Annotated in this window: 14 protein-coding genes and 1 tRNA gene; 11 read left to right on the top strand and 4 right to left on the bottom strand. The window is 48.7% G+C overall.

Annotated elements, in window-relative coordinates; genetic code table 11:
- Positions 1-142 precede the first annotated feature (142 nt).
- The 5 genes from N4599_RS03190 to N4599_RS03170 all read left to right on the top strand — a co-directional run bounded on the left by N4599_RS03190 (position 143) and on the right by N4599_RS03170 (position 4,157).
- Positions 143-1,336, top strand: a complete 1,194-nt coding sequence (locus tag N4599_RS03190) for an NAD(P) transhydrogenase subunit alpha (protein WP_260901931.1) — start codon at positions 143-145, stop codon at positions 1,334-1,336.
- Positions 1,337-1,353: 17 nt separating this feature from the next.
- Complete coding sequence (locus N4599_RS03185; RefSeq protein WP_003715970.1) at positions 1,354-1,686, top strand: NAD(P) transhydrogenase subunit alpha part 2; 333 nt, start codon at positions 1,354-1,356, stop codon at positions 1,684-1,686.
- Complete coding sequence (locus N4599_RS03180; RefSeq protein WP_191363347.1) at positions 1,686-3,101, top strand: NAD(P)(+) transhydrogenase (Re/Si-specific) subunit beta; 1,416 nt, start codon at positions 1,686-1,688, stop codon at positions 3,099-3,101. The genes N4599_RS03185 and N4599_RS03180 overlap by 1 nt, the downstream gene beginning before the upstream one ends.
- A 240-nt stretch (positions 3,102-3,341) precedes the next feature.
- Positions 3,342-3,956, top strand: a complete 615-nt coding sequence (locus N4599_RS03175) for a hypothetical protein (RefSeq protein WP_260901927.1) — start codon at positions 3,342-3,344, stop codon at positions 3,954-3,956.
- Between the two features lie 51 nt (positions 3,957-4,007).
- Positions 4,008-4,157 (top strand): hypothetical protein, encoded by a 150-nt coding sequence (locus tag N4599_RS03170; protein WP_260901925.1) that lies wholly within the window; start codon positions 4,008-4,010, stop codon positions 4,155-4,157.
- Positions 4,158-4,406: 249 nt separating this feature from the next.
- On the opposite strand, the gene N4599_RS03165 is transcribed toward N4599_RS03170, so the two are convergent.
- From N4599_RS03165 to N4599_RS03155, 3 genes are all read right to left on the bottom strand, one after another.
- Positions 4,407-5,375 (bottom strand): IS30 family transposase, encoded by a 969-nt coding sequence (locus tag N4599_RS03165; RefSeq protein ID WP_260901922.1) that lies wholly within the window; start codon positions 5,373-5,375, stop codon positions 4,407-4,409.
- A gap of 147 nt (positions 5,376-5,522) precedes the next feature.
- Positions 5,523-6,128 (bottom strand): 30S ribosomal protein S4, encoded by a 606-nt coding sequence (gene rpsD, locus N4599_RS03160; RefSeq protein ID WP_003715925.1) that lies wholly within the window; start codon positions 6,126-6,128, stop codon positions 5,523-5,525.
- 187 nt (positions 6,129-6,315) lie between these two features.
- Positions 6,316-6,783, bottom strand: coding sequence for a GAF domain-containing protein (locus N4599_RS03155; protein WP_062812700.1), 468 nt, complete (start codon positions 6,781-6,783; stop codon positions 6,316-6,318).
- Between the two features lie 117 nt (positions 6,784-6,900).
- On the opposite strand from N4599_RS03155, the gene ezrA reads away from it, so the two are divergent.
- From ezrA to fucP, 4 genes are all read left to right on the top strand, one after another.
- Complete coding sequence (ezrA, locus tag N4599_RS03150) at positions 6,901-8,595, top strand: septation ring formation regulator EzrA (protein WP_260901918.1); 1,695 nt, start codon at positions 6,901-6,903, stop codon at positions 8,593-8,595.
- 301 nt (positions 8,596-8,896) lie between these two features.
- Complete coding sequence (rbsK, locus tag N4599_RS03145; protein WP_191363830.1) at positions 8,897-9,820, top strand: ribokinase; 924 nt, start codon at positions 8,897-8,899, stop codon at positions 9,818-9,820.
- 10 nt (positions 9,821-9,830) lie between these two features.
- Positions 9,831-10,226, top strand: a complete 396-nt coding sequence (gene rbsD, locus N4599_RS03140; protein ID WP_003715991.1) for a D-ribose pyranase — start codon at positions 9,831-9,833, stop codon at positions 10,224-10,226.
- A 17-nt stretch (positions 10,227-10,243) separates the two neighbouring features.
- On the top strand, positions 10,244-11,605 hold the full coding sequence (gene fucP / locus N4599_RS03135; RefSeq protein ID WP_260901914.1) for an L-fucose:H+ symporter permease: 1,362 nt from the start codon (positions 10,244-10,246) through the stop codon (positions 11,603-11,605).
- A gap of 195 nt (positions 11,606-11,800) precedes the next feature.
- Here the strand turns inward: fucP and N4599_RS03130 are convergent, their stop codons facing one another.
- Positions 11,801-12,136, bottom strand: coding sequence for a hypothetical protein (locus tag N4599_RS03130; protein ID WP_191363831.1), 336 nt, complete (start codon positions 12,134-12,136; stop codon positions 11,801-11,803).
- A gap of 138 nt (positions 12,137-12,274) precedes the next feature.
- Here N4599_RS03130 and N4599_RS03125 point away from each other — a divergent pair, with 138 nt between their 5' ends.
- Both N4599_RS03125 and N4599_RS03120 read left to right on the top strand, forming a co-directional pair.
- Positions 12,275-12,586 (top strand): hypothetical protein, encoded by a 312-nt coding sequence (locus tag N4599_RS03125; protein ID WP_191363832.1) that lies wholly within the window; start codon positions 12,275-12,277, stop codon positions 12,584-12,586.
- Between the two features lie 41 nt (positions 12,587-12,627).
- A tRNA-Gly gene (locus tag N4599_RS03120) sits at positions 12,628-12,698 on the top strand.
- Positions 12,699-12,775: the final 77 nt, after the last annotated feature.

The raw sequence follows: 12,775 nt of genomic DNA, 5'->3' as shown, positions 1-12,775 counted from the left end.
GACCAATATGCTGTACTAGCCCCTCCTTGATAAAAAGGGCTAAAAAATCACAAAAATGTCTGAAAAAGTGTGATTTAAAATACAAAGTAGACTATCATTGGTAATGAAAGCGGTTGATTATTAAAGATGAGGAGGAATCAGTATGGCAATTACAATTGCAGCGCTGAAGGAAGCACCGGCTGAACACCGGGTTTCCCTAGTGCCAAGTGTTGTTAAGAGATTGGTTAAGCAGGGCTGCCAAGTGCTCATTGAAAAGGGTGCTGGGGCGGCAGCCAACTTTGCTGACCAACAGTATGAAGAGGCGGGGGCCAAGGTTGTCGACCGGGACGCCGCCTTGACGCAAGCAAACCTGGTGACGGTGGTGAACCGCCCAGACGACGGGACGCTGGACCAGCTCAAGGCAGGGCAGGCAATTTTGGGCCTGCTTTCCCTGGCAGTTGACCACGATGTTGCCAAGCAGTTAGCTGAAAAACAGGTAACGGCCCTTTCATTCGAATTGCTGCCCCGGACGGTTTCCCGGGCGCAAAGCATGGACGCTTTGAGTTCGCAGTCTTCGGTTGCTGGTTACAAGGCCGCCCTGGTTGCTGCTGACCACTTTATGCGCTACTTTCCGATGATGATTACTGCTGCTGGGACCGCTAAACCGGCAAAAGTGCTTGTCTTAGGGACTGGGGTTGCTGGTCTGCAAGCGATTGGGACCGCCAAACGGCTCGGGGCGATTGTCTCCGGCTATGACGTTCGGCCTGCTTCCCGGGGTGAGGTTGAATCACTCGGGGCTAAGTTCTTGACCAGTTCTGTTTCCGCTGCTGGCAAGGGCGGTTATGCCCGGCAGTTGACAAAGGAAGAGCAACAGCAACAGCAGGATGAACTAGCCGGCTTTATTGCCGACAGCGACATCGTGATTACGACGGCCCGGGTTCCCGGCAAGAAGCCGCCAATGCTGGTTACCGCCAAGTCCGTGGAAGAAGCCAAGCCGGGTTCGATTTTCATTGACATCGCGGCGAGTGACCTCGGCGGGAACGTTGCTGGTTCTAAGCCCGGCGAAGTAGTTGAAACGGCTAATGGCGCCAAAATTGTCGGTGCGGATAACCTGCCGAGTGACCTGGCAACCAGTTCTTCCGAGATGTACTCCAAGAACGTGCAAGCGGTTATCAAGGCCCTGCTGAATAAGGAAGGCAATATTGAAATCGACACGACTGACGATGTGATGTCCGAATTAGTTGCCACTTATCAGGGTGAAGTCATCTCGGGTCGGTTGCGGTCTCAGATGGGTCTCCCGGAAATTAAGCAAGAAGAGCAAGAGCCTGCTGATGATGAGCAGCAAGCTCAAAAATAAGAAAGGGGAGCGATTGTATGAGTGAGCAATTATATTCTAATTTAGCAATTTTTGTTTTAAGTCTCCTCGTCGGCTTTGAAGTGATGAGCAAGATTCCCGCAACCTTGCAAACGCCAATGATGTCCGGTGCAAACGCAATTCACGGGGTCGTTGTCGTGGGGGCCTTTGTGGTTGCCGCAGAAGCCAACAGTTGGGGTTTCTACATTTTGGCTTTCCTATGTGCCTTCTTTGCGGCCGTGAACGTTGCCGGTGGTTATACGGTGACTGACCGGATGCTGGGAATGTTTGACCGCCCGCGGGGTGGAAAAGCACCCGCTAAGGATACTAAGCAGGACGGGGGTGAACAATAATGACTGGATTACAAACCTGTTCATCATTAGTTTACCTGGTTTCCGCTGTCTGCTACGTCATCGGTGTTCACCTGATGCGGTCGCCAAAGACTGCCCGGAAAGGGAACGGGCTCTCCTGCTTGGGGATGGCGTTGGCGGTCGTGATGATTGTCGTCACCATTATCGCTGATGGCAAGATTACTGCTGCTGGCTGGATTGCTCTGGTCGCTGGTCTGGTCCTTGGAATCTTGTATGGGGTTGTTAAGGCCCGCAAGGTCAAGATGACCGACGTTCCCCAGCTGGTTTCCCTTTTTAACGCCGTTGGTGGTGGTGCCGCGGCAACGATTGGGATTTTTGACTACCTGCAAGTTGCTAACGGAACGCACTTGGCACTAATTTTATCCATCCCGGTTGTCCTAGATGTCATTATCGGTGGGACGACTTTCTCTGGTTCACTGATTGCCACCGGGAAGCTGGCCGGACGCGTTTCTGGTAAGCCGATTATCTTCCCCGGCAGTCGGCTTTGCAACGCGTTGTCCATTATTGCCATGGTTGTCGGTGCAGTCTGGATGATTGGCTTCCCACAAAATTACTGGGCACTGGTTCTTGAATTAGTCGCCGCCCTGGTCTTCGGTCTCTTAATGACCTTGCCAATTGGTGGTGCCGATATGCCAGTTGTTGTTTCCCTGCTGAACGCCTTCACCGGACTAGCAGTTGCCTTTGCCGGGTTCGTCATTGATCACCAGGTCCTGATTATTGCCGGGGCCTTAGTTGGGGCCGCTGGGACGATCCTGACTTTGCAAATGGCGGAAGCGATGAACCGGTCCGTTGCTAACATCCTCGCCGGTGGTTTCGGTGGCGGTGCCAGCGATGCCGGGGCTGCCGATGACGTTCCGGTCAACGTTAAGGAAACCTCTGCCGATGACATTGGCCTCCAGCTTGCTTATGCCCACAACGTCATGATTGTTCCTGGGTATGGGTTAGCTGCCGCTCAGGCACAACACGAGGTTGCTGAACTGGCTAAATTGCTGACCGACCACGGGATTAACGTTAACTACGCCATCCACCCGGTTGCCGGACGGATGCCAGGGCACATGAATGTCCTGCTGGCGGACGTTAACGTCCCGTATGAAGAGATGAAGCAGATGGATGAGGCCAACTCGATGTTTGAAAACACCGATGTTTCCCTGGTTATCGGGGCGAACGACGTTACGAACCCGATGGCCCGGAAGTCCGGCAATGCTATTTCCGGGATGCCGATTCTGGACGTGGATAAGTCCAAGTCAGTTGTCATTATCAAGCGGTCGATGCACCCTGGCTATGCTGGGATTGCTAACCCACTGTTCAGTGATGACCAGGCCCGGATGTTCTTCGCGGATGCCAAGAAGGGGCTGAAAGATATTATCGCTGCCGCAAAGCAGTACCTGGATGAATAGTAGATAGACGGAGTGAAGAGGCTGGCTGACCGGCCTCTTTGCTATTTTAAAGCTAGTAATGCCGCAAAGCAGTGGCTGGCTGCGCGGCGACAGGAGTGGAGTTCGGGCTGGTCCACTCCTTTTTGTTAGACTTTTGATTATCAATTGATAGCAAAAAGGTGCTATCTAAAATATGATTCAAATCAAGAACCCTCCATAATCAGTTCACTAAGGAGAAACGATTATAGGCGGATAACGCAATTGGCAAAAGCAGATAATGAAAATAGTAGACAGAACTTTGGAATGTGGCTAAAAAGCCACGCTAAACTTGGCATTATTAGCGGGCTGGTCGTCCTTTTTGCCATCCTGCTAGCGGTGTGGGTTGCTCATCCACGGGTCAGCGGGACCTATTACGGTTACATTGATGGTAAGAAAAATGTCAAAATCGTGATTGAAAAAGATGGTAAGAACAAGAAATTAGGTTACCTTCAGTATGTTTCTACAACTGATACTGGCCGGGCGATCAAGCGGTTGACAAAGGCGCTTGATAGGAACAATCAAGTCATCAGTGAGCTTGCTGATAAGGACAGTACGGCTTTGGAAGCGAAGAACTTAATGAATAGTAAACTGTATAAGGATTACTTGACTGAGGCGAAAATCCCAATGCAAGCGGTAAAGCATAAGGGGAAATGGTATCTTCAGTACCAATCCGCCCTCTTCAAGGAGGCGGGTTACTCGCAAAGTGACATTAAGGACTTCACTAAGGATCTTTACGGAAATGGCACTTACAGTAAAGAAAACGAACTGGCCCCCGGTTGGAGAAAAATGACCGTCGGAACGGGCGAAAAGTACTTCCTCTTTTACCGGGGGGAGTAAGGAGCCGAATAAACCGCAGGACTGGGCAGCCTCAATGACATTGGAAAGCTCTTGGATACTATGGACGACGTGGACAATTCGGATAATCCGTTTGATGAAGGGACGGCCACTGATGACAGCAGCACTGACTCGGCTGATTTGGGGCTGGATGACGTTAGCTTTGTTCCTTCACTTGCTCAGCAGCGCTTAGTCTTTGAATAGTAAATGATAAAAAGAGAGTGAGAAAAAACACCCCAAATCGGCTAGCAAGCTGATTTGGGGTGTTTGTCTTCGAACCTCCGCAAGGATGGCTACGCCGCGTAGCAAGCCTATTTGGGGTTAGTTAAACGCTGATTTATCAGCGTTTGAACTGCCAGCCAGCTACTGCGCTGAGGCATTACTAACTTTAAAATATTAAAGAGGTTGAGTTAATTCCCACTCTCTTCTTATGACCCGAAATGTCAATTTAAATTAGAAAAATGTTGAAAGCTGTTCATCTGTGACGTGACTTAGGAATACTTCAAGTGGTGTGCGGTAGTGAAGTGACTTCCGTGGAATAGTATTTCGTTTGTGCATCAGCTGGGTGATTAGTTCATCTGGTAAATTACGGAAGTCTAATCGTTTACTGAGACCGTCACGACGTAAGATACCATTATTGTTTTCATTCAGGCCGCGTTGATTGAGCGCTCCAACCTCCGCAAAATAAGTATGAAGGTCATGTTTATTGGCAATCTCACGCCAGCCCGCGAATTCCTTACCATTATCAAAGGTAATCGACTTAACGAAATGACGAGGCATTTTAGAAAGCCATTTATCCAAGTGATAGTTAACTGCTTCATCAGTTTTACGATGAACGTTAAGCACAATCATCACCTTAGATTGACGTTCCACCAAGGTCATGACCGCACCACGATGAGCTTTTCCTTGAACAGTATCAGCTTCAAAGTGACCAAACTCGTGTTGGTAGTGAGGAAAATCATGGTATCGCTGGTAAATACTCCGACCGAGATGCCCCGCCTTACCACGTCGTTCGACATAGCCATTGGGGTGTCGCTTGCCTTTCATCGGTAATTGCTGGACGGCAAAATTGTACTGTCCACGAGCAAACATCCGATAAAGTGTCCGCATACTACAGCTAATTGTCCGTTCTGCTCGACCAATGATCGTATCAGGTGTCCAGCCCGCTTTAACCTGCTCATTGATGTAGCTGATCTCATCTTTGGCTAGCTGAGCCTGCTTACGACCACAACGCTGCTTATTCCGTTGGTAAGCCTTAAGATACTGTGCAATGGTCTTACCGCTATCAAGAAATCGATAGACTCGGTAAATAGTTTCTTGGCTTCGTTTAAGCAGTTTAGCAGCTTGATAAGCCTTCGTACCTTGGTGCCAAAAATTAGCTATGAGGGTTAGTTCACGTGTGGTAAGATGTTTATAAGTCATTTGTGATGTTCCTTTACTTTTGTTTGTGGTTATTCAAAAGTCTATCACAAATGGCTTTTTTATTTTTCTAACTTAATTTTACAAACGGCGTTAAATAAAAACCGCCTGCAAATCGCAGACGGTTTTTATTTGAACAAGTAATCTTGACTACTTGTTGTAGAATTCAACGATCAGAGCTTCGTCGATGTCAGCGTCCATGTCTTCACGGGCAGGGATGCGGTTCAGCTTACCTTCCAGCTTGTCGGCATCAAAGTCAACGTATGAAGGACGGGAAACAACGGCATCAACAGCGTTCTTGATGATGTCCAGGTTCTTGGACTTTTCGCGAACACCGATAACCTGGTTAACATCAACTTCGTATGAAGGGATGTCAACGCGCTTGCCATCAACAGTAATGTGACCGTGGTTAACCAGTTGACGAGCTTGACGACGGGTAGTAGCCAAACCGAGACGGTAAACCATGTTGTCCAGACGGCGTTCCAACAATGCCATGAAGTTAGCACCGTGGGTACCTTCCTTGATCTTGCCGGCACGAACGAAGAGGTTAGCGAATTGCCGTTCAGTCATGCCGTACATGAAACGCAGCTTTTGCTTTTCCCGCAGTTGCGTACCATATTCGGAAAGCTTACCATGGCGGTCACGACCGTGGTCACCAGGAGCGTATGGACGACGTGCTAATTCCTTACCAGTACCAGAAAGTGAAACGCCAAGACGACGTGATACACGCCAGCTTGGACCAGTATAACGAGACATAAATGAATTCCTCCAATATTTTTTCTTGGAGTAAAATAATCCGATTGTGAGCTTGACATTCGTGCAGGCTGATTTGAATTTTTCACCCTTGCAGCTGGGTTACTAAAAACACCTTGCGGCACCAGTCTGTTGACGAGCTTGCCCCTCACTGCTGCATTATTTTACACAAGGTATAGAATACCATGATTTACGCTGCCTCGTCAATGGCTTTCATAATAATCGCGGCCGCGGCGGTCATGCAGGCAACCAGCTGGTCGTCGAAGCGGTCCAGTACCGGAGCGTCAAGGTCTAGGACCCCATAAAGCTCGCCATTCGATTTGACAAGGGGGACGACCAACTCTGACCTTGCTGCAGCGTCGCAGGAGATGTAGCCGGGGTATTGGCTGACATCAGCGACCACCTGCGTTGTCTGAGTTTGGGCCGCTATTCCACAAACTCCGGTTCCCATTTTGATGTGCATACAGGCGACCTGTCCTTGGAAGGGGCCGAGGACCAGTTCATTGTTTGCCTGGTCATAGAGGTAAAACCCGGCCCAGTTGAGCTGGCTTACAGATTGGTTGATCAGCGCGCTGGCGTTGGCGAGGATTGCCAGCGGGGAAGGTTCGCCCGCAAGGAGGCTTGTCAGCTGGCTAAGCAGTAATTGGTCATTCTTCATGGTGAATTCACCCTTCTTTCAGATAAGCACCGGCAAGCAGGCGGTACTATGGTATAATTTTACCTAGAATATACCACTGGCAGTGATTGTCAACTGGTTGAATAATTAGGTGGGGTAATGATGTTTCAAATTTTAATTGCAATTTTAGTGATTGTTTTGTTACTGCTGTTAGGAATCGTGTGGTTCCAACGACGGGCAATTCAGCAAATTAGTGAATTACAGGCGGTCAGTGCGCACCTTAGTAAGCAACCACTGGCGGCTAACCTGAAGAAGGCGCAGCAAATGCAGCTGGTGGGGGATGCCCGCGACCAGCTGGCAAAGTTGCAAAAGGAATACGATCAATTGGCCCCCGCCATTAAGCGGCTGAATAAGCAGGGCGAGGACCTCCAGGCAGCTGTTAAGACTAGCCAGTTAGTAACGATTAATTCGGCGATTAGCGACTACCGTGAGGCAATCGAAAAGGCCAGTAAGCAGGCTGACCGCTTGCAAAAGCAGTTGCGGACCCTCCATCAACAAGAAGAGAACCACCACGAAGCCGTTGACCAGCTGAAGCAGCGTTACCAGCAGTACCACCAACAGCTTGATGATAAGAGTTTTGAGTACGGCGAGACGACTGACCAGTTGAATGAACGCTTGGCTGACTTAGAGGACCGCTATGCTAAATTTACCGACCTGACGACCAAGGGCGATTTAGAAGCCGCCCAGGAAATCCTAACCGACCTCCAGACTGATAACCAGGAATTTGACGACTTGCTCAAAAAGGTTCCCCAACTTTACAAACCGCTGGTGGCTGAATTTCCGGATCAGCTGGCGGAATTGCGAAGTGGTTACGAAACCTTGACCAAGCAGCATTATCACTTTACAGAGAAAAAGCTGGGACAAAAAATTGACCAGTTGCAGGCAAAATTGACGCAAACCGTTAAGCAGCTGAATGACCTTCAAGTGGATGTGGTCGAGCAGTCTAACCAGGACCTTTCTACCGAAATCGACCACTTGTATGATATAATGCAAAAGGAATTGGATGCCAAGCCAGAAGCCCAGCACTTAATGAAGGTGATGGGTGAATTCATCAGTCACGCCCGCCGGCAGAATGATGAGCTGACAAAGGAACTAAAGCGGCTCAACCTTAGCTATACGTTCAATAATAATGAAATTGAGGCTGCCCGCCGGCTTGATGAACGGATCAAGGCGATCGACAAGGACTACCAGCGTGATGCCCAGGCCATCAAGGACGATCAAGCTCTGTATAGTCAGATCCTCGCAAGCCAAAAGGCGAACCAGCAGGAGCTGACCGCGGTCGAGGAAAAACAGCGGGAAATCAACGATGAGGTTGCTAAACTCCAAACTGATGAACAACGGGCCAAAAAAATGCTCCAACGGTACTCGGTCGATATTCGGACCATTAAGCGCCAGGTGGAGCAACTTAACCTGCCAGGGCTGTCAAGTGATTACCTTGATTACTTCAAGGGAGTTAGTGACGAGATAAAGAAACTAGCCGCGGCCTTGGGGCAATACAAGGTCGATATGGACGACGTCACCAAACAGCTGATTATGGTAGAAGCTGATTTGGAGACCCTGCATACTAAGACAAACGACCTGCGGGACAGTGTCGAGCTCACGGAACGACTGCTGCAATACGCCAACCGTTTCCCGAATGATGAAACGGTTGAAAAAGCTGCCCAGAAGGCGCGCCAGTTGTTTAGTGAATACGAATACGCAAAGAGTCTTGAAAAGATTGGGACAGCCCTGGAAGAGGTGGAACCCGGTTCCTTCAAACGACTCGAAGACAGTTATTACAACGAAAACCATTAAAATTAGAATCAGTTGGCTTTTACCGGCTCGTAGTATCCCCAATCAGGGTGCTACGGGCCGGTTGTGTTTTTAACAGCAATCAAAAAAGTTTAAATTTCACAAATTATTTTATTTGTAATTTAAATCAGGAAAATGGCGGGCACGGGTGATAAAACGATTTACCTAAAACTTTGTGAATTTATGTGTTTGGCTATCTTTAGGCTTGTAAAACGTTTTAATACGCGTTACTATACAAAAGTCATCTTGAAAACGTTTTTATGAAACGTTAGATTATTTTTTGTTTGAAATGGAGGACTAAAAGATGGTTAACCATGTCGTGGTTCTGGGCAGTATCAATGTGGATACTACCTATCACGTGAACCGTTTCCCGCAGCCCGGTGAAACAATCGCTGCGCAGAGTAAGAGTTCAGCTCCCGGTGGCAAAGGGGCTAATCAAGCCGTAGCTGCCGCCCGTTCCGGTGCGCAAACTGCATTCGTCGGGGCCGTGGGTTCCGATAACGAAGGCCAGTACATGCTGGAAGCACTGAAGGAAAATGATATTGATACTAGTCACATCAACATCGACAAGTATCATGGAACGGGGAGCGCGGCCATTACCCTGGACGCCAATGGTCAAAATGACATCATGGTCTATGGTGGTGCCAACCAGGCGATGCAGCCAGGTGAATTTGGTGACCTGTCTGAGCTGCTTGCGCACACGGACTTCCTGATTGCCCAGTTTGAAACACCGCAGGCAGTGGCCCTGGATTTGTTCAAGCAGGCAAAGAAACAGGGGGTCACCACGGTTTTGAACCCCGCACCAGCTCACGAAATTATGCCGGAACTGCTTCAGTACACGGACGTGATTGCACCGAATGAAACCGAATGTGCATTGCTGACGGGGATTGAACTCACGGATGAAGATTCAATGCTCAAGAGTGCGGACTACTTCCGTGAACGCGGGGTTAAGCACCTGCTAATTACCTTAGGTGACCGGGGTGTCTTTTACGCTACCCCAGACGACCATGGGCTGGTTCCCGCCTTCAAGGTCAAGGCGGTTGACACGACCGCTGCCGGTGACACTTTCATCGGTGCCCTGTGTTCTCAACTGGAAAAGGACCTGACCAACGTGGAGGATTCACTCCGCTACGCACAGCGGGCTTCTAGCCTGACCGTGCAACGGATGGGTGCGATGCCGTCAATCCCAACCGGTGAAGACGTTAAAGCAGCATTGAAGCAAGAATAGGAGAATAGTAATGAAGAAAACTGGTATTTTAAATTCAGAAGTTGCTGCCGTCGTTGCTGGCATGGGCCACATGGACTGGTTGTCAATCGGTGACGCCGGAATGCCGGTGCCGGCCGACACCAAGAAGATCGACCTCTGTGTCGACAAGGAACTGCCGAGTTTCATGGATGTTTTGCAAAACGTCCTCAAGGAGCTCAAGGTTCAAAAAATCTACCTGGCAGACGAGATTAAGGACCAAAATCCACAGCAGCTGGAAAACATTAAGGCTGCTTTGCCAGACGTGGAAATTGCCTTTATGCCCCACAGCGATTTGAAGAAGAGCCTTTCTAAGACCCACGCCTTTATTCGGACTGGGGAAATGACTCCGTACTCCAACATCATCCTCGAATCAGGCGTTACATTCTAAACAAGGAGAGTTAGAAAATGGATAAGGAAAGAAAACAGAGCTGGATTCAGCTTCCTGACGGTTACTTAAACCGGACCCCAATTTTCCAATTTGTAATTTTATGTTTGATTTTTCCACTTTGGGGTGCCGCAGCAAGTCTAAACGATATTTTAATTACGCAGTTTAAGACCGTCTTTACTTTGAACGATACCGCGACCGCCTTCGTGCAGAGTGCCTTTTATGGTGGTTACTTCCTGATGGCCATCCCGGCATCGATTTTGATTAAGAAGACCTCCTACAAGCTCTCAATCTTAGTCGGGTTGCTCTTCTACATTATCGGGTGTGGGATGTTCTTCCCGGCTTCCCACGTGGCGACCTACAGTATGTTCCTGGCGGCCATCTTTGCCATCGCCATCGGTTTGAGTTTCCTGGAAACTTCCTGTGATACCTACGCTACGATGTTCGGTCCAAAGGCCCAGGCCAACATGCGGTTGAACATTGCCAACGTCCTGATTCCACTGGGAGACATTACGGGGATCGTCCTTGGGAAGTACCTGATCTTTGGTGAAGGTGGTAACATTGCGGACAAGGTCAAGGGAATGAGCGCGGCTGAGGCCGAAGCATTCAACCAGCACATGCTCCAGTTGACCTTGCGGCCGTACAAGTACATTTTGATTGTCTTGATCATTATCTTCATCGTCCTGGCAGTGACGAAGATGCCGCGGGCCAAGGCGCTGGCTACCGGTGCCAATGGTGAAGCTGGTGCAGAGGCCCAGGAAGACCAGCCAAGTATTCGGGAGTCATTCCACTACCTGTCACACAACAAGCGTTACATGAAGGGGGTTCTTTGCCAATTCATCTACGCCGGGATGCAGACGACGGTATGGTCATTCACCATCCGGCTGGCCCTGCGGATTGACAGTCACATTTCCGATGCCGACGCTTCGACCTTCATGATTTACAGTTACGTTGCCTGGTTCTTCGGTAAGCTGGTTGCTAACTGGTTCCTGAAGCGTTACTCCATCACCAAGGTTCTGACCTGGTTCTCACTGCTCGGAACGGTTTCTCTGGTAATTACCTTTACCGTGCCAAACATGACGGCGGTTGTGGCGGCAATTGCCACGAGTTTCTTCTTTGGCCCAGAATGGCCAACGATTTACGCCCACACTTTGGACCAAATTCACGAAAAGAAGCACACTGCCATGGGTGGGGCCTTCATCGTGATGTCCTTGATCGGTGGTGCCATCGTGCCAACTATCCAGGGCCGGGTTTCCGACCTTTCTGGTTCGATGCAGCTGTCATTCATCGTGCCAGCAATCTGCTTTGCACTGATTACCTTCTACTTCTGGACGGAACACCGCTACGAATTAGCGCACCCGGACGAAGTTGAAGAACACTAATTAATTTTCATTGAAAAAGGGAGCGTGACAGAAGTCATTTATGACTTCGTCTTCACGCCCCCGCAAACAGAAAGAGGGCTTCAGAGTTCGGCTTTGCCGAGCACTGAAGCCCCTTTGTGTACTGCGCTGTTCGTCTTTTATCTAAGTAATAATATTTACGTCACAGCCTCTTTTACCTTTTAATGAAGAAAAATGCTAAAAAAAGACGATAATTACGATCATTGCAATGATCAGGGCAATCGTAACCCCAGTGGTCCGCAGGGGGTTGCCAAACGTCTCCCGTTTGAGGCGGAAGGTGTTTTCAAGGTAAATGTAGACGATAATTAGGTAGAGCAGCCAGAGAATATTGGTGATGAGGACAACCGGATAATTAGTAATCAGCTTGATAACGGAGAGGGTTAGCAGGATGAAGTAGGCAATCCGTGCAATGCCGAGCCAGTCGGCAACGTGCTTTTCCTTTTTGGAGTGGTTTCCTCCAATGGTAGCGATGATTAAGATCACGACCATCACTTCAGCAATTGGTTTTATCATAACAGTAATTCCTTTCTACGATGATTTTACCATTAATGCTGGGCAGTGACCAACCGGTCGTTAGACTTGAAAAAGGATTAAAAAAAGTGTAAAGTGTTTCCTGTTATCCCATTGGAAATTATTAGCGAGGTGAAAACTATGGCTGATTTTGAAATCGGTGATGTTGTTGGCTGCAAGAAGTTTGGGCCGATGGATCACGACTTCCAGGGAGTAGTGGAGAAAGTTTACAATAATTCTGTAATGGTTTCGATTAATGATTTTGATCCAGCTGACAAGAGCGGCGTCAATGAGTTGAATGGCCGAGCTGTGATTCGGCAGGATGAAGCCAAGATAATCAAAGCTGTCCCACGGGAAGATAACGACGCTGACGATGCGGACGAAAGCAAGGATACCAAGAAAAAGCCAGCTAAGCGGAAAAAAACCACAAAAAAGGCTGACAAGAAAGACTAATTGGTGTATACTAACTTAGTGTTAATGATTAAGTTAGTTATGCGGGTATAGTTTAGTGGTAAAACTTAACCTTCCCAAGGTTGCGTCGCGAGTTCGATTCTCGTTACCCGCTTAGTTGAGAGTCAAGTGAATTTCACTTGGCTTTTTTTGTCGCTTGTATTTACACGAATCTTTGCTATAATAAATGAC

It is taken from the genome of Limosilactobacillus oris (assembly GCF_025311495.1).
In the GTDB taxonomy this organism is placed as follows: Bacteria; Bacillota; Bacilli; order Lactobacillales; family Lactobacillaceae; genus Limosilactobacillus; species Limosilactobacillus oris_A.
Note: the sequence above shows the minus strand (reverse complement) of the source record. Positions and strands in the feature narration are given on the sequence as shown.

Coding starts and splice junctions, on each gene's coding strand:
- N4599_RS03125 (WP_191363832.1), top strand. CDS start 12,275: ATGGCTGATTTTGAAATCGGTGATGTTGTTGGCTGCAAGAAGTTTGGG.
- N4599_RS03130 (WP_191363831.1), bottom strand. CDS start 12,136: ATGATAAAACCAATTGCTGAAGTGATGGTCGTGATCTTAATCATCGCT.
- rbsD (WP_003715991.1), top strand. CDS start 9,831: ATGAAGAAAACTGGTATTTTAAATTCAGAAGTTGCTGCCGTCGTTGCT.
- ezrA (WP_260901918.1), top strand. CDS start 6,901: ATGATGTTTCAAATTTTAATTGCAATTTTAGTGATTGTTTTGTTACTG.
- fucP (WP_260901914.1), top strand. CDS start 10,244: ATGGATAAGGAAAGAAAACAGAGCTGGATTCAGCTTCCTGACGGTTAC.
- N4599_RS03165 (WP_260901922.1), bottom strand. CDS start 5,375: ATGACTTATAAACATCTTACCACACGTGAACTAACCCTCATAGCTAAT.
- rpsD (WP_003715925.1), bottom strand. CDS start 6,128: ATGTCTCGTTATACTGGTCCAAGCTGGCGTGTATCACGTCGTCTTGGC.
- N4599_RS03180 (WP_191363347.1), top strand. CDS start 1,686: ATGACTGGATTACAAACCTGTTCATCATTAGTTTACCTGGTTTCCGCT.
- N4599_RS03155 (WP_062812700.1), bottom strand. CDS start 6,783: ATGAAGAATGACCAATTACTGCTTAGCCAGCTGACAAGCCTCCTTGCG.
- N4599_RS03185 (WP_003715970.1), top strand. CDS start 1,354: ATGAGTGAGCAATTATATTCTAATTTAGCAATTTTTGTTTTAAGTCTC.
- rbsK (WP_191363830.1), top strand. CDS start 8,897: ATGGTTAACCATGTCGTGGTTCTGGGCAGTATCAATGTGGATACTACC.
- N4599_RS03190 (WP_260901931.1), top strand. CDS start 143: ATGGCAATTACAATTGCAGCGCTGAAGGAAGCACCGGCTGAACACCGG.